Annotated in this window: 25 protein-coding genes and 1 tRNA gene; 12 read left to right on the forward strand and 14 right to left on the reverse strand. The window is 47.9% G+C overall.

What is annotated here, in order from left to right; genetic code table 11:
* Positions 1-9 precede the first annotated feature (9 nt).
* From rsfS to tsaD, 3 genes are read left to right on the forward strand one after another with little or no spacing between them, the layout of a single operon-like run.
* A complete protein-coding gene (gene rsfS / locus TRQ7_RS04165; RefSeq protein WP_015919036.1) occupies positions 10-342 on the forward strand; it encodes a ribosome silencing factor in 333 nt (110 codons plus the stop codon).
* A 13-nt stretch (positions 343-355) separates the two neighbouring features.
* On the forward strand, positions 356-1,576 hold the full coding sequence (gene clpX, locus TRQ7_RS04170; RefSeq protein ID WP_015919037.1) for an ATP-dependent Clp protease ATP-binding subunit ClpX: 1,221 nt from the start codon (positions 356-358) through the stop codon (positions 1,574-1,576).
* Positions 1,573-2,556, forward strand: a complete 984-nt coding sequence (gene tsaD, locus TRQ7_RS04175) for a tRNA (adenosine(37)-N6)-threonylcarbamoyltransferase complex transferase subunit TsaD (RefSeq protein WP_041844077.1) — start codon at positions 1,573-1,575, stop codon at positions 2,554-2,556. The genes clpX and tsaD overlap by 4 nt, the downstream gene beginning before the upstream one ends.
* Here the strand turns inward: tsaD and TRQ7_RS04180 are convergent.
* The 3 genes from TRQ7_RS04180 to TRQ7_RS04190 form a co-directional block, all read right to left on the reverse strand.
* Positions 2,553-2,777 carry an FmdB family zinc ribbon protein gene (locus tag TRQ7_RS04180; RefSeq protein WP_038066756.1) on the reverse strand — a complete coding sequence of 75 codons (225 nt, stop codon included), beginning with the start codon at positions 2,775-2,777 and terminating at the stop codon, positions 2,553-2,555. The two genes, tsaD and TRQ7_RS04180, sit on opposite strands and share 4 nt — an antisense overlap.
* A gap of 40 nt (positions 2,778-2,817) precedes the next feature.
* A tRNA-Pro gene (locus TRQ7_RS04185) sits at positions 2,818-2,894 on the reverse strand.
* A gap of 35 nt (positions 2,895-2,929) precedes the next feature.
* The gene (locus TRQ7_RS04190) at positions 2,930-3,259 is read right to left on the reverse strand and encodes an SPW repeat protein (protein ID WP_038066760.1); all 330 of its coding nucleotides are present in this window, start codon (positions 3,257-3,259) and stop codon (positions 2,930-2,932) included.
* Positions 3,260-3,398: 139 nt separating this feature from the next.
* On the opposite strand from TRQ7_RS04190, the gene TRQ7_RS04195 reads away from it, so the two are divergent.
* Genes TRQ7_RS04195 through trpA form a run of 7 tightly spaced genes read left to right on the forward strand, consistent with a single transcriptional unit; the run spans position 3,399 to position 11,017 of the window.
* Complete coding sequence (locus TRQ7_RS04195; RefSeq protein WP_041844078.1) at positions 3,399-4,754, forward strand: diguanylate cyclase; 1,356 nt, start codon at positions 3,399-3,401, stop codon at positions 4,752-4,754.
* Between the two features lie 28 nt (positions 4,755-4,782).
* A complete protein-coding gene (locus tag TRQ7_RS04200; RefSeq protein ID WP_041844079.1) occupies positions 4,783-6,156 on the forward strand; it encodes an anthranilate synthase component I family protein in 1,374 nt (457 codons plus the stop codon).
* Between the two features lie 5 nt (positions 6,157-6,161).
* Positions 6,162-7,787 carry a bifunctional anthranilate synthase component II/anthranilate phosphoribosyltransferase gene (locus TRQ7_RS04205; protein WP_236681755.1) on the forward strand — a complete coding sequence of 542 codons (1,626 nt, stop codon included), beginning with the start codon at positions 6,162-6,164 and terminating at the stop codon, positions 7,785-7,787.
* Positions 7,762-8,520, forward strand: a complete 759-nt coding sequence (locus TRQ7_RS04210; RefSeq protein ID WP_041844080.1) for an indole-3-glycerol-phosphate synthase — start codon at positions 7,762-7,764, stop codon at positions 8,518-8,520. Before TRQ7_RS04205 ends, TRQ7_RS04210 begins: the two co-directional genes overlap by 26 nt.
* Complete coding sequence (locus tag TRQ7_RS04215) at positions 8,508-9,125, forward strand: phosphoribosylanthranilate isomerase (RefSeq protein ID WP_015919045.1); 618 nt, start codon at positions 8,508-8,510, stop codon at positions 9,123-9,125. Before TRQ7_RS04210 ends, TRQ7_RS04215 begins: the two co-directional genes overlap by 13 nt.
* Positions 9,126-9,128: 3 nt before the next feature.
* Positions 9,129-10,298: a tryptophan synthase subunit beta gene (gene trpB, locus TRQ7_RS04220; protein WP_015919046.1), complete on the forward strand. Its 1,170-nt coding sequence runs from the start codon at positions 9,129-9,131 to the stop codon at positions 10,296-10,298.
* Positions 10,295-11,017 (forward strand): tryptophan synthase subunit alpha, encoded by a 723-nt coding sequence (gene trpA, locus TRQ7_RS04225; protein ID WP_015919048.1) that lies wholly within the window; start codon positions 10,295-10,297, stop codon positions 11,015-11,017. Before trpB ends, trpA begins: the two co-directional genes overlap by 4 nt.
* 20 nt (positions 11,018-11,037) lie before the next feature.
* Here the strand turns inward: trpA and TRQ7_RS04230 are convergent, their stop codons facing one another.
* The 6 genes from TRQ7_RS04230 to TRQ7_RS04255 are packed head-to-tail and all read right to left on the reverse strand — an operon-like array spanning position 11,038 to position 15,851.
* On the reverse strand, positions 11,038-11,973 hold the full coding sequence (locus TRQ7_RS04230) for a radical SAM protein (protein WP_041844081.1): 936 nt from the start codon (positions 11,971-11,973) through the stop codon (positions 11,038-11,040).
* Complete coding sequence (locus TRQ7_RS04235; protein ID WP_041844082.1) at positions 11,970-12,551, reverse strand: MBL fold metallo-hydrolase; 582 nt, start codon at positions 12,549-12,551, stop codon at positions 11,970-11,972. Before TRQ7_RS04235 ends, TRQ7_RS04230 begins: the two co-directional genes overlap by 4 nt.
* Positions 12,548-13,342, reverse strand: coding sequence for an NAD(P)/FAD-dependent oxidoreductase (locus TRQ7_RS04240; RefSeq protein WP_041844083.1), 795 nt, complete (start codon positions 13,340-13,342; stop codon positions 12,548-12,550). The genes TRQ7_RS04235 and TRQ7_RS04240 overlap by 4 nt, the downstream gene beginning before the upstream one ends.
* A complete protein-coding gene (locus TRQ7_RS04245; protein WP_041844551.1) occupies positions 13,303-13,887 on the reverse strand; it encodes an isochorismatase family protein in 585 nt (194 codons plus the stop codon). The genes TRQ7_RS04240 and TRQ7_RS04245 overlap by 40 nt, the downstream gene beginning before the upstream one ends.
* Positions 13,888-13,889: 2 nt before the next feature.
* Positions 13,890-14,648: a flagellin gene (locus TRQ7_RS04250; protein ID WP_041437519.1), complete on the reverse strand. Its 759-nt coding sequence runs from the start codon at positions 14,646-14,648 to the stop codon at positions 13,890-13,892.
* A gap of 48 nt (positions 14,649-14,696) precedes the next feature.
* Entirely contained in the window at positions 14,697-15,851 is a 1,155-nt protein-coding gene (locus TRQ7_RS04255) for an MFS transporter (protein WP_015919054.1), read from the reverse strand.
* A 57-nt stretch (positions 15,852-15,908) separates the two neighbouring features.
* On the opposite strand from TRQ7_RS04255, the gene TRQ7_RS04260 reads away from it, so the two are divergent.
* Complete coding sequence (locus TRQ7_RS04260; protein WP_015919055.1) at positions 15,909-16,970, forward strand: M20 family metallopeptidase; 1,062 nt, start codon at positions 15,909-15,911, stop codon at positions 16,968-16,970.
* A 5-nt stretch (positions 16,971-16,975) separates the two neighbouring features.
* Positions 16,976-18,364 carry a pyruvate carboxylase subunit B gene (locus tag TRQ7_RS04265; protein WP_041844084.1) on the forward strand — a complete coding sequence of 463 codons (1,389 nt, stop codon included), beginning with the start codon at positions 16,976-16,978 and terminating at the stop codon, positions 18,362-18,364.
* Here the strand turns inward: TRQ7_RS04265 and TRQ7_RS04270 are convergent.
* From TRQ7_RS04270 to TRQ7_RS04290, 5 genes are read right to left on the reverse strand one after another with little or no spacing between them, the layout of a single operon-like run.
* Positions 18,310-19,167 (reverse strand): HAMP domain-containing sensor histidine kinase, encoded by an 858-nt coding sequence (locus TRQ7_RS04270; RefSeq protein ID WP_015919057.1) that lies wholly within the window; start codon positions 19,165-19,167, stop codon positions 18,310-18,312. The two genes, TRQ7_RS04265 and TRQ7_RS04270, sit on opposite strands and share 55 nt — an antisense overlap.
* Positions 19,164-19,823: a response regulator transcription factor gene (locus tag TRQ7_RS04275; protein ID WP_231555986.1), complete on the reverse strand. Its 660-nt coding sequence runs from the start codon at positions 19,821-19,823 to the stop codon at positions 19,164-19,166. The genes TRQ7_RS04270 and TRQ7_RS04275 overlap by 4 nt, the downstream gene beginning before the upstream one ends.
* Positions 19,823-20,620: a metal ABC transporter permease gene (locus TRQ7_RS04280; protein ID WP_041844085.1), complete on the reverse strand. Its 798-nt coding sequence runs from the start codon at positions 20,618-20,620 to the stop codon at positions 19,823-19,825. Before TRQ7_RS04280 ends, TRQ7_RS04275 begins: the two co-directional genes overlap by 1 nt.
* Entirely contained in the window at positions 20,617-21,339 is a 723-nt protein-coding gene (locus TRQ7_RS04285; protein ID WP_015919060.1) for a metal ABC transporter ATP-binding protein, read from the reverse strand. The genes TRQ7_RS04280 and TRQ7_RS04285 overlap by 4 nt, the downstream gene beginning before the upstream one ends.
* Positions 21,336-22,139 (reverse strand): metal ABC transporter substrate-binding protein, encoded by an 804-nt coding sequence (locus TRQ7_RS04290; RefSeq protein WP_041844086.1) that lies wholly within the window; start codon positions 22,137-22,139, stop codon positions 21,336-21,338. Before TRQ7_RS04290 ends, TRQ7_RS04285 begins: the two co-directional genes overlap by 4 nt.
* Positions 22,140-22,141: the final 2 nt, after the last annotated feature.

The raw sequence follows: 22,141 nt of genomic DNA on the forward strand, positions 1-22,141 counted from the left end.
TGAAAATCGGTGGTCGAGATTCTGAGAAGGCTCATCGAAAAGATTTCTGAAAAGGGCGGAGAAAATCCTGTGGTTCTCGACATGAGAAAAACACCCGTTCCAACAGAATATTTCGTGATAGTCACTGCAAACTCTTACACCCATATGAAGGCCCTGAGAGATGAGTTGGTCGACCTGATAAAGGAGATGTCACTTCCTTTGATTTATTACGACAGGGGTGAACAATACGAGTGGTTGATCATAGACGCTGGAAGCGTGGTTATACACATATTCACCGAAAAGGGAAGGGATTTCTACGATCTGGAAGGTCTGTGGATAGACGCGGACAGAATAGAGATCTGAGGAGGATGAGAGGATGCAGGGTAAGTTCTGCAGTTTCTGTGGGCGAGATATGAGTCAGGTGGAAAGACTGATTGCTGGTCCGAACAACGTTTACATCTGTAACGAATGTGTCGACCTGTTTCATGATCTTCTGAAAAGTGACAGGAAGGTGAGGATAAAGGACGAGATAAAAGAAATACCAACTCCGGCCGAAATAAAGGCAGAACTCGATAAATACATCATAGGTCAGGAGAGAGCAAAAAGGATCCTTTCTGTTGCAGTTTACAACCATTACAAGCGTGTTTTTTCCAATCTCAGTTCAAACGATGTAGAAATAGAAAAATCCAACGTTCTGCTCATAGGTCCAACCGGTACGGGAAAGACTTATCTTGCAAGAATACTTGCAAAGATACTGAACGTTCCTTTTGCCATAGCCGATGCCACACCGCTGACGGAAGCGGGCTACGTGGGTGAGGACGTGGAGAACGTCGTTCTCAGACTCCTGGAGGCAGCAAACTTCGATTTGGAAAGAGCCCAGTATGGAATCATCTACATAGACGAGATCGACAAGATAGCCAAAAAATCACCCAATCCTTCTATAACGAGGGACGTCTCCGGTGAGGGGGTTCAGCAAGCCCTCCTTAAGATACTCGAGGGAACGATTGCCAACGTTCCTCCACAGGGTGGCAGAAAACACCCGTATCAGGAGTTCATAAAGGTGGATACGAGAAACATCCTCTTCATCGTTGGTGGAGCTTTCGATGGACTCGAGGAGATCATAAAAAGACGCCTTCAGAGTACAACGATGGGGTTCGGAGCAGAGATAAAGAGCAAGAAGGAAATGAGAATAGGAGAGATATTGAGACACGTGACGCCAGACGATCTGGTCCAGTACGGTCTCATCCCTGAGTTCGTTGGAAGGTTACCTGTGATCGCCACTCTCGATGATTTGACGGAAGAGGATCTCATCAGGATATTGAAAGAACCAAAGAACGCCATTGTGAAACAGTATCAGAAACTGTTCGAGATAGACGGGGTGAAACTGGAAGTGACCGATGAAGCACTGAGAATCATTGCAAGAGAGGCTCTGAAGAGAGGAACCGGAGCACGAGCTTTGAGAAATGTTTTTGAAGAGCTCATGATAGACATGATGTTTGAACTGCCGAGTTTGAAGAACGTGGAAAAAGTTGTTGTCACCGAAGAGGTTGCTCTTGGCAAAGAAAAACCCATCGTCGTTATGAGGGAGTCTGCATGAGAGTTCTCGGCATAGAAACCTCCTGTGATGAAACGGCGGTGGCCGTTCTCGACGACGGAAAGGATGTGATCGTGAACTTCACCGTCTCGCAGGTGGAGGTTCATCGGAAGTTCGGCGGGGTGGTGCCTGAGGTGGCCGCCAGGCACCACCTCAAAAATTTACCATTTCTTCTGAAAGAAACGTTCAAAAAGGTTGATCCACAAACTGTAGACGTTGTGGCGGCTACTTACGGTCCTGGACTTGTGGGAGCTCTTCTTGTGGGACTTTCTGCGGCAAAGGGACTTTCCATTTCTCTGAAGAGGCCCTTCGTTGGAGTAAACCATATCGAGGCACACGTTCACGCTGTGTTTCTGGCAAACCCAACCCTGACTCCTCCCTTCGTGGTTCTCATGGTTTCCGGTGGACATACCCAGCTCATGAAGGTGAACGAGGACTACAGTATGGAGATACTCGGAAGAACTCTGGACGACTCGGCTGGAGAGGCCTTCGACAAGGTGGCCAGGCTTCTTGGTTTGGGCTATCCCGGTGGACCCATCATCGATGAAGTGGCGAAGAAGGGTGATCCGAAGAAGTACAGCTTTCCACGTCCCATGATGGATGAACCGAATTACAATTTCAGTTTTGCAGGGTTGAAGACGGCCGTTCTCTATTTTCTGAAGAAAGAAAAAGATTACAGGGTGGAGGATGTAGCCGCGTCTTTTCAGGAGGCGGTCGTTGATATCCTGGTTGAGAAAACGTTCAGACTCGCAAGAAACCTTGGAATAAGAAAGATCGCCTTCGTTGGAGGAGTGGCCGCAAATTCCAGATTGAGGGAGAAGGTGAACGATCGGGCGAAAAGGTGGGGGTACGAGGTCTTCTTTCCTCCTCTTTCTCTCTGCACGGACAACGCCCTGATGGTTGCCAGGGCAGGCTACGAAAAAGCGAAAAGGGGGATCTTTTCCCCCCTGTATTTGAACGCAGATCCAAATTTGAGTGTTTAATCCTTCTTTTCGGAAGAGGTCGCTGTTTCTTTTTTCCTTTCACTTTTCCTCGAGTCTGTGATGTAAAAACCACTTCCCTTGAATATGATGCCCACTCTTCCTATCGTTCTTTTCATCCTGGCACCGCACTCTTCACAGGTAACTTCTGGTGACTCGTTTATTCCGTGCATGACCGTTGTTTCGTACCCACATTCTTCACACACGTATCTGTACATTGGCATGTCTTTCACCTCCTCCGATTGCTTTTGTTCGATAAAAAAATGGTCGGGGCGACTGGACTTGAACCAGCGACCTCCTGCTCCCAAGGCAGGCGCGCTAGCCACCTGCGCTACGCCCCGAACCAATTAAATGATACCATCTAGTTCGCTTCAGTTCAACTGGTTTGCTCCTTTTTCTTCTTGAGATAGAACGAAAGAATCAGATCCAGAACACCGAAGATGATACCGTTTGCGATGGCAGCTCCTCTAGATCCGGTTATACCGGGTATGAAAGCGGAGATAATGAGCCAGATTCCTGTTAACAAAACGATCCACGCCGGTACTCTGGAGTCTTTCAGGCTTGTCAGCCCTGTGATCAGAAAGATGATTCCCACTACGAGAAAGTTCGCCAGGTTCGCTCCTTTGGATCCCGAAATTCCAGGTATCAGAACTGAGACGATCAACCAGATAGCGAAGATGAGGGTGATCCATCCCTTCACGGTCATGGATGATCACCTCCCAGTTTGATATTTTAACACCGTCGATTCGTTTTACAGATTAAAGTTTTGTGAAAAATCAGAAAAATCCCACTGCAAAAAGCGATGTTGTATCATATGTATTAAGAGTGTCCGATGGGGGGATTTGATGAAAACGGTTCTCATAGTCGATGACAGTAAATTCTGGAGACTTGTGGTGTCTGACATTGTAAAAAAGATCGAAAAGGATGCAGAGGTTGTGCTGGCGGAGAACGGAACGGAAGGGCTTCAGAAAGCATTGAGAAACAGACCAGATTATTTCATTATCGACTACAACATGCCTGACTTTTCTGGGATCTATCTTTCCGTTGTTCTGAGAGAATTCGAAATGTTCAAGAATTCCGGAATAGCAATTCTTACGGGTTCTTCCGATACGGTGAACCAGTTCTGGGCCGAAAGAAGTGGTGCTAACGTCTTCATCAACAAGGGAAAAAAGGAGGAGATAGAAGATAATTTGAGGGCTTTCCTGGAGAAACCCTTCAGATCGAACAAAAGCTGTGAGCTGGAAGAGGTTGGAAACGTTTTTCAGATAGTTGAGAACAGGTTGAAGAGAGAAATGCTGGAAAAAGAGATTTTATCGTATCTGAGATTCACCAGAGACGAAAGGTACGTTGTCTCTTTACTGGGAATTCTATTCAGATACTTTTCTGGATTCGGTGCGTTCAGAGTTCTTCTTCTTTCAACGAGTGAGGGAAGGGTTTATTCTCTTGGAAAGCCTGTGAAAAAGGAACTTTTGAGGGATTATCTCCTTTCCAGAATGGAAAGACCTACTTCCCCTTCCTTCTGGTCGTTTCATGGGGTGTTCAGTGAGGAAGGAAAACCCTCCGAGAACAACCTCCATTTTGTTGTGAAGGATGAAAATGAAGAACTTGGCGTTCTTCTCTTTGAGGATGTGGAAAATCGGTATCTTTTGAACATCGCTCTGAGAAATTCGGTTTCCAGCCTGAGCGTTTTGTTCAGGAATCTGAACGACTTCAGAGATTACATGGTCGCTTCGGAGACCGATTCCCTCACCCAGTTGCTGAACAAAAGAGCTATTATGAAGTTTCTCGAGGAAGCACTCAGAAAAAGAGAAGGTGTAGCTGTCGCCATGTTGGACATCGATGATTTCAAAAAAATAAACGACACCTTCGGACATCCCATCGGCGATGAGGTATTGAAGGTCGTTGGTGAAACACTGAAGAGGACTGTTTCAAACGGCAAGGCTGGAAGGTACGGTGGGGAGGAGTTCATGATCGTGTTTGAAACCGGAGATCGCAATCTGGTTGAAAGCACCATGAACGGTATCATGGAAAAAATTCGAAACTTCAACTGGAAGAGTATATTCAAGGTGGAGAGGAAAGTCACACTGAGTGGTGGGGTGGCCTTTTCTGATGAAAACTCCTCTCCCGCCGGACTGGTAGAAGAGGCCGACAAGAAACTCTACGAAGCCAAACGCTCTGGAAAGAACCGTTTCGTGATATAATAACTGAAAAACACAGAGGGTGAGCAGCATGCACGTGCTCAAACTTGTGTCGGATCTTGAAACACCCGTTTCGACTTTCATGAAGGTATCTGCAAACGAGGATTTTGCCTTTCTTCTGGAAAGTGCGGAACTCGGCTCTGCCTTCGGCAGGCACTCCTTCATAGGCATTGGAAGAAGAGATGAACTTGTGTTCGAAAAGGGAGTTTTGAGATCTTCAAGCCAGCGATTTGAATACGCTTCCTCTCCCCTGAAATCGATCAAAGACTGGCTTGAAGTATACAGATACGAGATCAAACACGACGAACTTCCTTCTTTCAGAGGAGGAGCAGTTGGTTTCGTCAGCTACGATTACATCTCTCACATAGAGAAAGTTAAAGTCAAGGAGTCGATCTTTCCCACTTTCTACTTTGTAATACCTGAACATCTCATAATCTTCGACCATCTGAAAAACAACGTCTTCATAATCAGTGAAAACCCAGAAGATCTTGCATCCAAGATTTTGAAACCCCTTGAAAGCCGTCCGGAAAGGAACATCTTTGTGACGGAGCCAGAGTCGAATTTCGAGCGAGAACAGTTCTACAGAGCTGTTGAGAAGGCCAAAAGGTATATTGTAGAGGGTGATATATTCCAGGTGGTACTTTCCCAGTGTTTTACCTTCAAGACGACTCTGGATCCCTTCTACATATACAGAGCCCTGAGAATGATAAATCCTTCTCCTTACATGTTTTACCTGAAGTTTGGTGACATCATCGTTCTTGGGTCATCCCCAGAGACCATGGCGAAGGTGGAAGGAAATAAAGCTACGGTGAAGCCAATAGCAGGAACCAGGCCGCGCGGAAGAACCGTCGAAGAAGACATGAGGCTGGAAGAAGAACTTCTCAGCGACGAGAAGGAAATAGCAGAGCACGTGATGCTTGTCGATCTTGGAAGGAACGACCTCGGCAGGGTTTGCAAGGAAGGAACGGTTCGTGTTGAGAAGAAGATGGTCATAGAAAGGTACTCTCACGTTATGCACATAGTTTCACAGGTGAGTGGAGAGGTGAAAGAGGACAAAGACGCTGTCGATGTTTTCGAAGCCACCTTTCCTGCTGGTACCGTTTCCGGTGCCCCAAAGGTAAGAGCCATGGAGATCATAGAGGAACTGGAACCAACTCCAAGGGGGCCGTACGCGGGCGCAGTCGGGTACTTTTCCTTCCCAGACGAGAACGGAAAAATGAACATGGATTCTGCGATCACCATTCGATCCTTTTTCTTCAAAGGGAAACAGGGATGGCTTCAGGCGGGAGCGGGGATCGTGTACGATTCCATCCCGGAGCGTGAGTACCAGGAAACTCTGAACAAACTGAGGGCACTTTTCAGGAGTCTGGAGATCGCCCAGAGGATCCAGGGGGGATTGCCTTGAAAAGGGTGATAGTCATCGATAATTACGACTCTTTCGTCTACAACATCGTGCAGTACATTGGAGAAGTGGAGCCCGAATGCAGGATAGAGATCTTCAGAAACGATGAGATAACGATCGATGAGATAGAGAAAAAGAACCCAAGTCATATCGTCATCTCTCCCGGTCCCGGAAGACCGGAGGATGCGGGTATCTCCGTTGAGGTCGTGAAGCACTTCAGCGGGAAAGTTCCCATACTCGGTGTGTGCCTCGGGCATCAGGTGATAGGATACGCTTTCGGTGGAAAGATCATCCATGCCAGAAGAATTCTTCATGGAAAGACATCCAGGATTCTGCACAACGGCAAAGATATATTCCAGGGTCTTAAAAATCCCATAGTTGCCACGCGGTATCATTCACTCGTTGTGGAGGAGAGATCTCTTCCTGAAGATCTTGAGGTTACGGCCAGGAGTGACGACGGAGAAATCATGGCTTTGAGGCACAGAGAGCATCCAACGTTTGGAGTACAGTTTCACCCGGAGTCCGTCCTGACGGAGGAAGGGAAGAGGATCATAAAGAACTTTCTGAACCTGGGTGAGAAAAAGGAGCAGGTGGAAACGAGTGCTCTGGATATCGTCTCGGCCATCAGGAAACTTGTGGAGTTTCAGGATCTTTCTTTTGAAGAGAGTCGCCTCGTGATGGAGCACATCATGTCGGGAAAGGCAACGGACGCACAGATAGCGGGGTTCCTCGTGGCCTTGAGGATGAAAGGAGAAACCGGAGATGAACTCGGTGGCATGGCAGTGGTCATGCAAGAGAAGGCAGTTCATGTTAAAGCGCCTTCTCCCCTCACCGTCGATACCTGTGGAACCGGTGGGGATGGATTTGGGACCTTCAACATATCGACTGCAACAGCGTTCGTGGTGGCTTCTGCCGGAATACCCGTTGCAAAGCACGGTAACAGATCGGTTTCCAGCAAGGTGGGAAGTGCCGACGTTCTGGAAGCGGGAGGATACAGACTCGAAAAGACACCAGATGAGATAGAAAAAGAACTCAGGGAGACAGGTTTTTCTTTCCTCTTTGCTCCTCTTCTTCATCCAGCCATGAAGCACGTGATGCCGGCAAGAAGACAGCTCAAAATCAGAACGGCTTTCAATCTCCTTGGCCCCATCACGAATCCCGCTCGCGTGAAACATCAGATCGTTGGTGTTTTTGATTTTTCCTTCGCACACAAGCTGGCACAGGCCCTGCAAAGACTTGGTACAGAGCGTTCTGCGGTCGTCTCTGGAGGCTTCACCGACGAACTCACCACGTGCGGTGAAAACGAGGCTCTTTTGGTCACTCAGGAGGAAATCACACCCTTGATCGTAGATCCAGAGGAACTTGGTTTGAAAAAAGGAGATTCAGAAGAGCTGAAAGGTCCCTCCGACCCCAAGGAAGCCTATCGCTTGATGGAGAGTGTTCTGAAGGGAGAGGCCAGCAGAACGCAGGTGGAAACCGTTGCACTGAACGCGGGTGTGCTGTTCTGGCTGGTTGGGGAGAGCGATACGATCAGAGACGGTGTGGAAAAAGCCCTTGATCTGATCACCTCAGGACAGGCTTACAGAAAGTTGAAGGAGGTAATGGACTATCAGAAAACTCTGGGAAATAGTTGAAAGAAAGAAAGAGGATATTTTGAATTTAGAAGGAGAGAAAATCTTTCCGCAAAAGAGAAATCATAACTTTGCAAAGGCCCTTTCTGGAAGAGAAAGGGTGAAGATCATAGCAGAGTTCAAGAAGGCATCCCCCTCTGCGGGAGATATAAATGCTGATGCTTCTCTGGAAGAGTACATAGAGATATACGACGAACTGGCCGACGCGATCAGCATACTCACGGAGAAACACTTCTTCAAAGGAGACATCGAGTTTGTGAGAGTTGCCAGGAAACTTTCAAAAAGGCCAATACTGGCAAAGGATTTTTACCTTGATCCTGTACAGGTGAGACTGGCTTCCAGTGCCGGGGCAGATGCTGTTCTCATCATCGCTCGCATACTGACAGAGGAACAGATAAAGAACATCTATGAGACGGCAGAGGAGCTGGGAATGGACAGTCTTGTGGAAGTCCATTCCAAGGAAGATCTTGAGAAGGTCTTCTCTGTGATCAGGCCAAAGATCGTGGGAATCAACACGAGGGATCTGGATACTTTCGAGATAAAGAAGAACGTACTCTGGGATCTTTTGCCGCTCATACCGGATGACGTGGTGGTGGTTGCAGAAAGTGGCATAAAAGATCCTGTGGAGTTGAGAGACTTGAAAGGTAAGGTGAACGCTGTTCTCGTCGGCACTTCCATCATGAAGGCGAAGAATCCAAGAAGATTCCTCGAAGAGATGAGAGCATGGTCAGAGTGAAGATCTGTGGGATCACGAATCTGGAGGATGCCTTGTTTTCTGTGGAAAGCGGTGCCGATGCAGTAGGATTCGTGTTCTATTCAAAGAGCAAGCGTTATGTTTCTCCCGAAAAGGCTCGTGAAATTTCTCTCAATCTACCTCCCTTCGTGTTCCGGGTGGGGGTCTTTGTGAACGAATCCCTTGAAAGTGTTCTGGACATTGCTTTTCATGCAGGGTTGAACGCTGTCCAGCTCCACGGTGATGAAAGCGTTGAGTTCTGTGAAAGACTCAACGAAAAGATCATGGTGATAAAGGCCGTGGGAATCTCGGAAGAGCAGGATGTCAGGCGAGCACTTGAGTACAGGAAATTTCCCGTTCTTCTTGACACCAAAGTTTCAGGCTACGGGGGTAGCGGGAAGGTTTTCAACTGGTCAGTTGTTTTGCCTTACAGAGACCAGTTTCGCTATCTCATACTTTCCGGAGGATTGAACCCCAGGAACGTGGAGAGGGCAATCGAGATGGTGAGACCGTTCGCTGTCGATGTATCTTCCGGCGTGGAAATTTCCCCGGGGAAGAAGGATCACAATCTGGTCAGAGAATTCATAAAAAAAGCAAAGGGGCTGTGAGAGATGAAAGGTTACTTCGGTCCTTACGGTGGTCAGTACGTTCCGGAGATACTCATGCCAGCTCTTGAGGAACTCGAGGAAGCGTATGAAAGCATCACAAAGGATGAGTCTTTCTGGGAGGAGTTCAATCGACTTTTGATGGACTACGCGGGCCGTCCCACCCCACTTTACTTTGCAGAGAGGTTGAGCAAGAAATACGGTGCGAAGATCTACCTGAAACGGGAGGATCTTCTCCACACCGGTGCCCACAAGATAAACAACGCACTCGGTCAGGTACTTCTTGCAAAAAGGATGGGGAAAACAAGGATAATAGCGGAAACCGGTGCGGGCCAGCACGGAGTGGCAACGGCCACCGCTGCTGCGCTCTTTGGCATGGAGTGTGTCATATACATGGGAGAGGAAGACACGATCAGACAAAAACCTAACGTTGAGAGAATGAAACTCCTCGGTGCGAAGGTGGTTCCCGTAAAAAGTGGCAGCAGGACTCTGAAAGATGCCATAAACGAAGCCCTCAGAGACTGGATAACGAACCTTCAGACCACGTACTACGTCATCGGATCCGTGGTGGGGCCACATCCCTACCCGATCATAGTGAGAAATTTTCAAAAGGTGATAGGTGAAGAGACAAAAAGGCAGATCCTTGAAAAAGAGGGGAAACTTCCGGATTACATTCTGGCCTGTGTCGGAGGAGGAAGCAACGCTGCCGGGATATTCTATCCCTTCATAGACAGTGGAGTGAAACTGATAGGGATAGAGGCAGGTGGTGAAGGTCTCAACACGGGAAAACACGCCGCTTCCCTTCTGAAAGGAAAGGTGGGGTACCTTCACGGAAGCAAGACCCTCGTTCTTCAGGATGAATGGGGTCAGGTTCAGATAACACACTCCGTATCGGCTGGTCTGGATTATTCCGGGGTCGGTCCCGAACATGCCTACTGGAAAGAGACCGGAAAAGTCTTCTACGACGCTGTGACCGACGAAGAAGCACTGGACGCCTTCCTTGAACTTTCCAGGCTCGAGGGGATCATTCCCGCTCTCGAGAGTTCCCATGCCCTGGCCTATCTGAGAAAGATAGACATCAGGGGCAAAACCGTCATCGTGAATCTTTCCGGGCGCGGTGATAAGGATCTTGAGTCTGTTCTCAACCATCCGTACATCAGGGAGAGGATAGGATGAAGGGATTCATCGCATACATTCCAGCAGGATTTCCCGATCTTGAAACCACCAGAAAAGTCCTGCTCGCTCTCAACGATCTCAGAATAACCGGGGTGGAAGTGGGTGTTCCCTTCTCCGATCCGGTTGCCGATGGGCCGGTCATTCAACTGGCCCACAGTGTAGCCCTCAGGAACGGTGTTACCATGAAGAAGATCCTGGAAATGCTCCGGGAGATCTCCGTTGATTACGAACTCTATCTGATGAGTTACCTCAACCCGATAGTGAACTATCCTGAAGGAAAAGATAGGCTCCTTGACGAGTTGAGAAGGCTCGGTGTGAAGGGACTTATCATTCCTGATCTTCCCTTAAGAGAAGTGAAAAACATCGAGATATCTTTTCCCATCGTTCCTTTTGTGGCACCGAACACCAGAGATGAAGACCTCGAAGCGATAAACACGATTCGCGCACCCTTCGTTTACTACATCTCCAGATACGGTGTCACAGGAGAAAGGGAAGACCTTCCCTTTGCGGAACACATAAAGAAGGTGAAGAAGAAAATAGCACTTCCGCTTTTTGTAGGATTTGGAATATCAAGACACGAGCAGGTGAGAAAGGTGTGGGAGATAGCCGACGGAGTGATCGTCGGAAGCGCCCTTGTGAGGATCATGGAAGAAAGCAAAAGGCAAGAGATACCACAAAAAGTAGTTGCCAGAGTGAAAGAGCTCATTGGAGAAAAATGACCCCGCGGCCGCGGGGTTTTTTAAACGTACTGATATCCTTCTTCTAACTTCTTCTGGCTCATCAAATGTCTTTGAACGTACTGACCGCAGTTGCTACCTATTTTGTTTTCTTCCAGTTCACCGATGCTCAATATCACTTCAAATCCTGCTTCTCTAAGTTTGCTCACAAACTTTTGGTGCTTTATGAGGACGCCCTTTTCAACGTCGACGTCAGACTTGAGGTCGTTTTCTCTTGAACGGTAGGTGGGGTTCACCGGGGTGATCTTCACGAGGAACTTTTTAGGATCGAAAAGGTCGACGATAACATCGGGATCCAGTGAATAGTTTTGGGCTGCGGCAAAGTTCAGTGTGATCTTTCTGTCTCCCTGCTTCACAAACGTTTTGCCGTATTCTGATATTTCTCTGAGAGACCATTTCTTCACAGGCATGATACGGTCTCTTTCTCTTTCGTTCGTCGAGTGAATGGAGAACTGAAGCTGAAACCTTCCTCTGTAGTGTTTCTCTTTTATCTTCAAAAGTTCTTCGAAGAAACTGTCCGTTCCGTGGGGTGCTACTGTAGAGATCGACGGCAGAAGACCGAAGGCGTTGTATCTTTTTGGAAGATCTTCCAGTACATCGAGTACGGCATTGTTCAGAGCGGGTTCTCCCATTCTGGCAAACTGTATCTTGAACTTCTCCACCGGGACTTTTCTGTCCGGATATCTGCTCTCCACAAGAAAGTCTATCTGTTCGAGGATCTCCTCTGAGGAGAGTTTTCCTCTGTAGAATCCACCTGCATCGCACATGAAACATCCAACGGGACATCCGACCAGAGTGGAGACGATGAGTACCCACTTTTTCTCGCGCGGAACAGGAGGCTGGATGGATTCCACAAATTCCACTAGGTTTCCCTTTGAAGTCTCTCCAAGATAGACGTAGGCAACTTCTTCCTTTCCTATCCTTCTGATGATTCTCACGTTACGTTCCTCCTTAAAAATGGATTTCTTCTCAGAAGATCCTTCACGGTGGTCGTCTCACCGTGACCCGGGCACACGATCCACTCCTGTGGAAGGTTCCTGAAGAACTCTTCTATCCGGCACAGGGTGACCTTCATGTCCTCTTCGGACCCACCGAGGTCTATCCGTCCTATCGTATCCGAGAAGACGGTGTCACCTGTGAACACCACACCATCGAATATGATGAAGCGAGATCCCTTCGTGTGTCCCGGTACTTTTAAAGTCTTGAAACCAGAATCTATGTCTTTCCACTCGAGTTCCACTACCACGGGATGATCCATGAAACTCAGAGAAAGGTTCGCCGCAGGATCCGTCAACATGTGGGCATCCTCCGGTGAGATGAAGAGTTCTTTCACCTGAAGTTCCGGTATTCCCGATATGTGATCACAGTGGCCGTGGGTGATGAGAACAACGACGGGGTCTTTCACAAACTGTGAAATACCCTCTCCCGGATCCACTACGTAGAGTGTTCCGTTCATCTCGAAAACGTAGGTGTTTACATCGAAAGGAGATGACGTGATGTACCTTTTGAAGTTCATATTCTTCCCTCTCTTTTCAGGATTTCCATCGCCGTTTCTACGGCGTTTCCCATGGCAATTGACGCCTGTCTGAAACTTCCCTTTGCGTCTCCAATGATGAAGGTTCTATCATCCTTTTCGACAAAGGAGACGTTTGGAACACGCCCTATGCAGATGAGAAGGGCATCGAATATAAATTCCCCTTTCTCTGTGATCAATTTTAATCGATCTCCTTCAGCCTTCACTCCAAAAACAGGGCAATTCTCATGATATGAAAATCTTCTGAAATTCCTTGCCCTTTTTACCAGAAGAGGAAGTGCCCTGATTCTGGACCCCCGGTTGAACAGATGAACCTCCTTTCCTCCTTCCAGAGCCTTCAGTGCACCATCGAAGGCAGCGTCTCCTGCACCGTATATGGCGAGTTTTTCGAATTCAGGAAGTTCCGAGAACTCGTATACCACCTTATCGGACACTTCAAAGTCCGGGATCCTTTTTGGAACGGTCCCACTTGCCACAACAACGTAATCGAACAGAAAAGAGCCCTTTTTCGTGATGACCCTTCGATTCGAGACCTTTATCACTTCCTCTTTCAGAAAAATTGCTCCGGACTCCATCAGTCTGCTCTCTAAGGTTTCGCAGACCTTTTCCCCCGGGGCCGGGGGAAATATCGGGAAGTTCTCGATGAGGTAAGCGTTTCTCAGCAGTCCTCCCACTCTGTTCTTTTCAAAGACGACGACCTCAACGTTGTATCTCCTCAGAAAGACGGCAGCGGCTACTCCGGCCGGTCCTGCTCCAACGATTCCAACGCGCACAGTATCTCCTCCGTTTTTGCGATGTACGCCACACCGTGGGCGAGGTTTTTGAGTGAAGAGAAGTGATACCACTCGTTCTTGTCCCAGAGGGCGTCTTCCACCATTATCACTTCGAAACCCCTCACGAAGGCGCTCCGGGCCGTTGTTTCACAACAAAGGTGCGTCATCACTCCTGTTATAACAACTTGCTGAACATCGAGTGATCTGAGTTCCTTTTCGAGATTCGTGGAGTAGAACGCATCGTAGGTGTTCTTTTCGAAAGTCGTCACATCCGAGAAGACGGGCACGGCCCACTTTCGTTCCACCTCGTTTCCCCACCATCTTTTCATCATGGGAGAGGCCCCCACGTGTACGGTTGCAAAGATGGGGTGGTTGCTTTTTTCGAAGCCTTCCTTCAACCTCCTGATGTTTTCGACCACAAACTCCACTCCCCAGAGGTACGCTGGGGAGTCAGGGGAGGTGAAATAATTCTGAAGGTCTATTATGAGAAGAGCGGGACGGTTCAGGTAAAATCTTTTTCTCTCACGCTCAGGGAAATAGAACATACTCACATCAGAAGGTTCAGTACGTTTCTGCTGTTTTCCATCCTGTAGAGAAGACCCGTTATCGTCACCTGTCTCAACAGTTCGTTTCTGATTTGTTCCATCATGGCTTTTTCAGCTGCTGGTTCGAATACGCTCTCCGATCTGAACAGTTCCGAGTATGCATTCAGCACGTTTCTGGCGGAAGCTTCCAGTCTGTTCATCCAGGCACCGATGTTTCCTCTTGTCTGAGAAACCTCTTCCAGAACCTGATCGATGGTTCTCAGAGCCTGCTGAGAGTCCCTTGAGATGTCCGTTTCGAAAAGTTTCGACAGCGTTTCTCTGAGATCTGGTATGTTCAACGTGATGTTCTGTCCCTCGTTTGGCCCCGTCTGTACCACAAGGTTTTCTCCTTCAAGGATCCTTCTGTTGTTGTACGTGGTCTGCTGGATCGTTCTTCTTATACCCTGAAGTATCCTGCTGTATTCCTCCTGAAGGAGAGATCTCTCGTTCTCTGTGAGGGTTGAACTGGATGCCTGAACGGCGAGTTCCCTGGCTCTTTGAATGGCTGCTGTGATGCTTTCAAGTCCGGCGTCTGCTGTGTTAAGAAGCCCTATACCACTGTAGATCTGCGAAAGGGTCGATCTGTATCCCTCAATCTGACTTCTCAGCCTTTGCTGGATAGAAAGTTCCGAGACAGAGTTGAATCGGTAAACGGTTCTGTTCGTCCTTTCAGGGTACAACTGTTCTATGTATCTCACCAAACTGACGTTGTCGATCCTCATGGAGATCCCCCCTTTCCCTTCTAATTTTTGCACGATCGTAACTCTTTTTCAACCTGCTGTTCTTTTGAACCTGAAAAGAAGAGCGAAGGCTATCAATTGAGAGAAGAGAGAAACAAGAATCAGATAAAGTCGATTGGTATCGTAAAGGATTCCCAGAATCCACGATCCCAGAAACCAGAACACTCCGTACACCGTAAAGAACATTCCGTAAGCAAAGCCACGCTTTTCCTGTGAAACTATCTTCGCAACGGCTGCCCTCATGATCGACTCCTGAGCACCCATGCCTATACCCCACAGAACTGTTCCTGCGAAGATGAGAGGGAAGTATCCGGAAAACGAAAATATCGGAAAGAAGGCAGAAAGAAGAACAGGATAAAGAAGCGCTGGAAAGCCTTTTCTGTCGAAGAGATATCCGAAAACGAGGGCACTCACGGCATCAACTGCCATCGCAAGGGAATACACGGCAGGAACGAGAAAATCTTTTGTGGTTTCAAAGTTCTTCATGTGGTACGCGATCAGAGGAAAATCAGCAAATCCAAACGCTATCATCGAAACAACGAGCAGGTAGAACCAGTATGTACGTCCTAGATTTCGATCGGCGGACCTGACTTTCTTCACCTTTTCGATCCGGGTAGAAGGGAACACAATGCGTGCTGTGAGAAGAAGAGCGAGCGCGACAAGGGCGGGTATGAAGAGTACGAAAAAGCAAAACCTGTAACTTTTTCCAAAGGCAAGAGCAAAGGTGACCGAAAGTGGACCCAGGATGGCTCCCACCTGATCCAGTGCTTCGTGAATTCCAAAACTCTTGCCTGTTCCAATTTCTTCTGCTGCAAAGGAAAGGAGCGTGTCTCTTGCGGGTGTTCTCAATGCCTTTCCAAATCTTTCCATTAGGATCAAAGCGAGTGCCACCTGCCAGTTTCCTGCAAAGGCAAGCATGGGAACGGCCAGAAGGTTCACAGTGTAGCCGAGGATGGTGAAGAGCCAATACTTTTTGGTAACGTCGCTCAAAACACCAGATACAAGCCGAAAGGCGTATCCTATCAGCTCTCCCAATCCTACGGCGAAACCCAGTGTTGCGGCACTCGCTCCGAGAGTTTTCATGAATGGTCCCACGATGCTTCTTGCTCCTTCGTACGTTATGTCCGCAAAGAGACTGACCAGTCCAAGGAGTATGATGAACAGAAAAGCCTGTTTTTTCGACATACAGATCCCTCCATGTAGCAGCGTTCGGTTATAGTATAATGGAGTGGAGGGGAAAAGATGAAATGGATGGAAATCTACGAAAAACTCGTTAACACGGATACTGGTCCCGATCTTTCCATGGAAGAAAAACTGAACAGAACATCGTTTCTGGCGGAGATTCTGGAGAAACTCGGATTCAGGGTAGAGAGAAGAAAAGCCGCTCATGTTGCCTTCCTTGGAGAGCCTCCTTACGTAACCCTAATAGGTCACCTCGATACGGTGTTTCCCGAGGGAGAATCGAGGAAAAGACCTTTCAGTGTGGATGGAAGCATCGCAAGAGGTCCCGGCGTCTGTGATATGAAGGGAGGAGTGGTGATTCTCCTTGAAGCCCTCGAGAGGTTCCTGAAGGAAGACGAAGCGAATCTCTGTGTTGTGTTGAACGTGGACGAGGAACTTGGATCTCCTGTAAGCAGGGACACTTTTGAGGAAATCGCTGCGATGAGTTCTCATTGCCTTTCCTTTGAACCGGGAAGAGAAAACGGAGAACTCATCTCTTCCAGAAAAGGAATCATCTCTCTCTGGTTGTTTGCACACGGAAAGAAGGGACACGCCTCAAGACCAGACGAGGGTGTGAACGCCATAACGGAGATCTCTTTCAAGGTGCTTGAACTTTCTTCTTTGAACGGGAAGTTTCCCAATTTGACGATAAATCCCACCGTTGTTAGAGGAGGCGCCGAAAGCAACGTTACACCAGATAAGGCGGAAGTTTACTTTGACATCAGGTATTACGAGGACAAGGAATTCGAGTTTTTGAAGAAAACTCTGGAGAAGATCTCCACCGTGCACCCTGAGGCAACGGTCTCCTACAGGATGAAGATCAGAAGGTCTCCCATGAAGGAAGATCCGGCCTTTATCAGTACGGTGAAAGAAGCGGCCGAAGAGATCGGGATGAAGCCCGTTTTTGTGAGGGCGACGGGTGGGGGAGATGTGGCGTTTTTCTCGCAGAGGGGAATTCCTTCTGTGGACGGACTCGGAATACCGGGAGGAAGAATGCACTCTGAGGAGGAATACGCAAGAATCAACCTTTTTGAAGAAAGGGTGAACCTTGTCGTTCACCTTCTGAAAAAGATCCGGAGGTGAAAAGAATGTTTGTAGATACAACTCTTCGGGATGGCCATCAATCACTCATTGCTACGAGAATGAAAACAGAAGATATGTTGCCTGCCCTTGAGGCTTTCGACAGGATGAACTTTCACTCCATGGAAGTCTGGGGCGGTGCGACCTTCGACGTTGCGGTCAGGTTTTTGAACGAAGATCCCTGGGAGAGATTGAAGAAGATAAGAAAAGGATTGAAGAACACCAGAATTCAGATGCTTCTGAGGGGGCAGAACCTTGTTGGCTACAGACACTACGCGGACGATGTGGTGGAACTCTTCATAAAGAAGGTGGCCGAGTATGGACTCGATATCATCAGAATCTTCGATGCTCTGAACGACGAAAGAAACCTTCAAAAAGCGATAGAAGAGTCGAAAAAACACGGTCTTCATGTTCAGGGAGCGATCAGTTACACTGTGAGTCCTGTTCACACCCTCGAGTACTACCTTGACTTTGCAAGAAAGCTTGTGGACATGGGTGTGGATTCCATCTGCATAAAGGACATGGCAGGCCTTCTTACACCGAAGAGGGCTTACGAGCTTGTGAAGGCGTTGAAGGAGAAGTTCTCCGTTCCTGTGGAGGTTCACTCTCACTGTACAACCGGCTTTGCACCTCTTGCATACCAGGCGGCCTTTGAGGCAGGTGCAGATTTCTTCGACACGGCCATCTCTCCCTTCTCGATGGGAACGTCTCAACCTGCCTTTGAATCCATGTACTACGCCTTCAAAGGAAACGGAAAAGAGGATTTCGACAGAGAGGCTTTGAAATTCCTGGTGGAACACTTCACCAAAGTGAGGGCCAGGTATGTTGAATACGACGTGGGAATGAAGTATCCTGACTCCAGGATCATATTCTCCCAGATCCCAGGAGGGATGTACTCCAATCTCCTGAAGCAGTTGAAAGAACAGAGAATGGAGCATCTTCTGGACAAGGTGCTGGAGGAGGTTCCCCGGGTTCAGAAGGACCTGGGATATCCCCCACTTGTCACACCGACGAGTCAAATCGTTGGTGTTCAGGCCTTTTTGAACGTCGTCTACGGAAGATACGAGAGGATAACCAACGAGACGAAAAATTATGTGAAAGGGCTCTACGGAAGACCCCCTGCACCGATAGACCCGGAACTGGTGAAAAAGATTCTTGGTGACGAAAAACCCATAGACTGCAGGCCTGCTGACCTACTGGAACCCGAACTGGAAAAGGCAAGAGAAGAACTTGGTGTTCTTGTAGAAACGGATGAAGATCTTCTCATAGCCGTCATTCTTGGAGAAGTTGGAAAGAAATTTCTGAGGAAAAGATACGAGGAAAAGATAGGTGTGGATTTCAACTATCTGGAGTCTCTCTCTGATTTCACCGACGACATGCCCGTGTACCCTATTTGAACTTCGAAGACGTTGCTTTCTCCTTCTCTTCTGTAGGCAATCTTGAAGCCGTGCATTTCGAAGAACTGTCTTGAGAGGTATAGGCCCATGCCTGTGCCTCTGCTTTTTTTCTTCTTTTCGAACAGATTCGCACGGACCTCATAGGGTATCTCTGGTCCGGGGCTTTTTATAACCACCCTGTCCTTTCTCACGTGGACACGGACCGGTCCTGTGGAATATTTCACGGCGTTCTCTATCACGTTGTAGAAGGCTCTGAAGAGCTTTGTGGGATCTGCCTGGATCGTTATTTCTTCTTCGTAATCGAGAAAGACCCTTTCTGGAAATCTTTCCGCAACGTCGTTTACAAGTTCCACCAGGTTCACCGGTTCTTTTCTCAGTCTTTCGATACCGGCCTCGATTTTTGCGAACTCGTAGAATTCCTCCACGATCCTTTGAAGACTCTCGTCTTTGACTTCGTTCCACAGTAGCGATTTCACATCGTGAACAAAGCCGGTTACAACATCTTTCAACCTTTCGGTTTCTTTTTCCTGGATGACAGTGTTCTGAACGAGTGTGTTGATTTCCTCTGAGAGTTTTGTGATCTCGTCGTTCAGGAAGTCGTCGAACGTTTGCTTTCTGGAAATGGATTCTCTGAGTTTCAGGAGGCGTTTGCTCACAAGAACTTGCGTGGCAACACTCACCAGAAGTGCAGAGAAAAAAGAAAAGATTGCAACATCTATGAAGTTCACCTTGGAACCCCAGAAGATGCTGAGAAGAGTGGTGTTCACAAGAAACGTGATGAGAAACGTGCGCAGAGCGATCATCTTTCTCCCCCCACAAAGGTGTATCCTATCCCCCAGACCGTTTTTATGTACCTGGGCCTGTTCGGGTCGTCTTCTATGGCTTTTCTGATCCTTTTTATCACTGTGTCGACGGCCCTCGGTGAAACAGGCTCTTCCCAGAACGTCTCCAGGAGTTTTTCTCTCGTCACGACCTTTCCTGCGTTTTCCACAAGAAAAAGAAGAATCTCGAATTCTCTCCTGGGAAGATGTATCCTCTTCCCTTTCAGATAAACGGTTGCCCCGGTTGCATCCACTTTCAATTCACCGAAATCGTAGAGATTCTTCTTTTGCCTCTCCAGGAATCTTTTCACCCTCGCAAGGAGGATATCCGGGTTGAAGGGCTTTGTTACGTAGTCGTCTGCCCCTGCTTCGAAACCCTTCAGAACGCTCTCGTCGTCCGAAAGCAGTGTGAGGAGTATCACCCAGGTTTCAGGGTGTTCCTCTTTTATCATCCGGCAGAGTTCGTATCCACTGTAATCTGGCAGTTTCACATCGAGGACCACAACGTGGAAAATTTCCTCACTGTTGAGGAAGTCCTCTCCGGTGAGAAAGGTTTCCACGTGTCCCAGTTTTGAAAGTTTTACACTGAGGATCTCCAGAATTTTTCCATCATCATCGACAACGGCAATTTTCCACATCAAGAAAATTTTAACATTGGAATGAAGGAAACGAAAGCAACTATCACGATGACGGGACCGGGTGGCAGGTTGAGGATGTAGGCAACAAGAAACCCAGAGAAGAAGGTGAGTACGTTGAACACAGTAGATATCAAAATCAGCGATTTGAAAGATTTTCCAAATGTTCTGGCAACCAGGCCGGGAAGTATCAAAAGGGCCCCCGTGAGAATGACACCCACCACTTTGACAGTTGCAACCACGGTGATCGCTATGAAAGAGGTGATCAGAAGACGCACAAGGCCTGTCTTTATACCGTAGAACCGGGCCATTTTCTCGTCCACGATGAAATACTTGATTTCCCATCTAAACAGCGATATCAAAACCGTGTTTATCACCAGAATGAGAGATGTCAACATCACATCTGAACGGTTCACAAGCAGAACATCTCCGAACAAAAATCCCATCACATCCGTTTGGTATCTTCCCGAGACGGAAAACAACACAACACCGATGGCCATGAAGAGCGGAAGAAGGATACCTATGGCACTGCTTTCGTGGAGCTTTGAGCGGGAAAAAAGAGTCACGGCGAGGGCAAAAACCAGCGCTGTGGCAAAAGAGATCAGTCTGGGATCACCACCAAGGAGAGCAGATAGCGCAAGACCGGCAAAGACCGCGTGTGCCGTCCCATCCCCTATGAACTCCATTCTCTTGAACACCACAAAGGGGGAGACAATTCCTGCCAGGATGGCAGTGAGCACACCACCGCTGAAAGCTGTTCTCAAAAATTCGTACTGGACGAGATCATGGAAGAAGTTCAATTTTTTCCCTCCCTGTGAAATATCTCGTAGTGTCTCGGTCCTCTGATCCAGATGTCGAAATCTGTGAAGATCTTCTTCAAATCATCCGGGCTGATGGTTTCCGTTGGGCCGTGGCAGTGAAGGGTCCTGTTGAGACACATGACCGTGGTACATTCTCTGAAGACCATGCCGATGTCATGGCTGACCATCACAACCGTGATGTTCCTTTCTTTCCTCAATCTGTTCAAGAGTTCGTAGAACGCAGCTTTCCCCATTTCGTCCACACCGGCCTCTGGTTCGTCGAGCACGAGGATGTCCGGTTCAGAGAGCAATGCCCTTGCAAGGGACAATCTCTGGAATTCCCCCCCAGAGAGGTTTCTTATGAGATCGTTTTCTTTGTGGGAGATCCCAACGCCGATCAGAGTGGATCTCACCTTTTCCCAGTCGATTCTTTTTGACCTTCCGTACATTCCCATAGCGGCAAACTCTCTCACAGTCATGGGAAACTCCCTCTGAACCTCTTGAGTCTGTGGAAGGTATCCTATCCTTCCTCTTATCACAACCTTTCCTTCATAGTCTTTTATTTCCCCCACCAGGATTTTCACCAGGGTGGTCTTTCCTGCACCGTTTGGGCCGATTATTCCAACGAATTCTCCTTTTTCGACGGAAAATGTTATGTTCTTCAGTATCTCAAAATTCCTGACTCTGTAGGTGAGGCCTTTCACTTCTATGATCTTCATCTCAGTGCCTCCTCGATCGTTTTCAGGTTCTTCTTCAAAAGTTCCGAGATGGTCCTCTCTCCACCTGTTCCGAGTGGGTCCAGTACGAAACTATTCATCTTCAGTTCCTTTTCGAGGGATGACAACATCTCACCCGGTTGCTGGGGTTCTCTGAACAGTGCCACTATTTGATTTTTCTTTTCGAGGATCTCTCTGATCGTGGAGAAACTCGCTGCGTGTTCGTGCCCGCTGGAAAGAGAAAGAAGTTTCAGTCCGAACTCCTCGAACAGATACAGAAAACTTGGGTGTGACATGACCACGATTTTTCCTCTGTGCGGGGAGAAAATTCTGAAAGACTCCATGATCACCTCGTTCAACTCTTCAATGAGGTTCTTTGTGTTTTGTTCTATTTCTTGACGTTTTTCCGGGAACCTCTCAGAAAGTACTCTGTACAGCCCTGGAACGATGTGGTACTTGAGGAAGAAAGGATCGAGCCATACATGAGGGTTCTCACCTTCCAGGAGTATCTCAGGGATGAAGTCTGAAACATACACGGTCTTTTCACTGTATCTTTTCAGATAAGGTTCAAGGCCCATTCCGTTCGCCACTATCAGATCTGCCTCTTCCAGCGTTCTGGCGTCGGTTGGTTTCAGTGAGAAAAGATGTGGATTCGCACTCGGTGGAACAAGAAGAACCACATTGGAATCGTCTCCCAGAATCTGAGAGACAAGCAAATAGTACGGATTTATCGTGACCACAACCTTTTCAGAAAAAGCGAGCAAACCGAGCGTGAGTATCAGAACGAAGAACAATCTTTTCATGA

The sequence above is a fragment of the Thermotoga sp. RQ7 genome (assembly GCF_000832145.1).
Classification (GTDB): Bacteria; Thermotogota; Thermotogae; order Thermotogales; family Thermotogaceae; genus Thermotoga; species Thermotoga neapolitana.

Excerpts from the sequence above, each read along its gene's own strand:
- clpX (WP_015919037.1), top strand. The coding sequence starts at position 356 with ATGCAGGGTAAGTTCTGCAGTTTCTGTGGGCGAGATATGAGTCAGGTG.
- tsaD (WP_041844077.1), top strand. The coding sequence starts at position 1,573 with ATGAGAGTTCTCGGCATAGAAACCTCCTGTGATGAAACGGCGGTGGCC.
- TRQ7_RS04180 (WP_038066756.1), bottom strand. The coding sequence starts at position 2,777 with ATGCCAATGTACAGATACGTGTGTGAAGAATGTGGGTACGAAACAACG.
- TRQ7_RS04190 (WP_038066760.1), bottom strand. The coding sequence starts at position 3,259 with ATGACCGTGAAGGGATGGATCACCCTCATCTTCGCTATCTGGTTGATC.
- TRQ7_RS04195 (WP_041844078.1), top strand. The coding sequence starts at position 3,399 with ATGAAAACGGTTCTCATAGTCGATGACAGTAAATTCTGGAGACTTGTG.
- TRQ7_RS04200 (WP_041844079.1), top strand. The coding sequence starts at position 4,783 with ATGCACGTGCTCAAACTTGTGTCGGATCTTGAAACACCCGTTTCGACT.
- TRQ7_RS04215 (WP_015919045.1), top strand. The coding sequence starts at position 8,508 with ATGGTCAGAGTGAAGATCTGTGGGATCACGAATCTGGAGGATGCCTTG.
- trpB (WP_015919046.1), top strand. The coding sequence starts at position 9,129 with ATGAAAGGTTACTTCGGTCCTTACGGTGGTCAGTACGTTCCGGAGATA.
- trpA (WP_015919048.1), top strand. The coding sequence starts at position 10,295 with ATGAAGGGATTCATCGCATACATTCCAGCAGGATTTCCCGATCTTGAA.
- TRQ7_RS04235 (WP_041844082.1), bottom strand. The coding sequence starts at position 12,551 with ATGAACTTCAAAAGGTACATCACGTCATCTCCTTTCGATGTAAACACC.
- TRQ7_RS04245 (WP_041844551.1), bottom strand. The coding sequence starts at position 13,887 with ATGTTCTATTTCCCTGAGCGTGAGAGAAAAAGATTTTACCTGAACCGT.
- TRQ7_RS04250 (WP_041437519.1), bottom strand. The coding sequence starts at position 14,648 with ATGAGGATCGACAACGTCAGTTTGGTGAGATACATAGAACAGTTGTAC.
- TRQ7_RS04255 (WP_015919054.1), bottom strand. The coding sequence starts at position 15,851 with ATGTCGAAAAAACAGGCTTTTCTGTTCATCATACTCCTTGGACTGGTC.
- TRQ7_RS04260 (WP_015919055.1), top strand. The coding sequence starts at position 15,909 with ATGAAATGGATGGAAATCTACGAAAAACTCGTTAACACGGATACTGGT.
- TRQ7_RS04265 (WP_041844084.1), top strand. The coding sequence starts at position 16,976 with ATGTTTGTAGATACAACTCTTCGGGATGGCCATCAATCACTCATTGCT.
- TRQ7_RS04270 (WP_015919057.1), bottom strand. The coding sequence starts at position 19,167 with ATGATCGCTCTGCGCACGTTTCTCATCACGTTTCTTGTGAACACCACT.
- TRQ7_RS04275 (WP_231555986.1), bottom strand. The coding sequence starts at position 19,823 with ATGTGGAAAATTGCCGTTGTCGATGATGATGGAAAAATTCTGGAGATC.
- TRQ7_RS04285 (WP_015919060.1), bottom strand. The coding sequence starts at position 21,339 with ATGAAGATCATAGAAGTGAAAGGCCTCACCTACAGAGTCAGGAATTTT.
- TRQ7_RS04290 (WP_041844086.1), bottom strand. The coding sequence starts at position 22,139 with ATGAAAAGATTGTTCTTCGTTCTGATACTCACGCTCGGTTTGCTCGCT.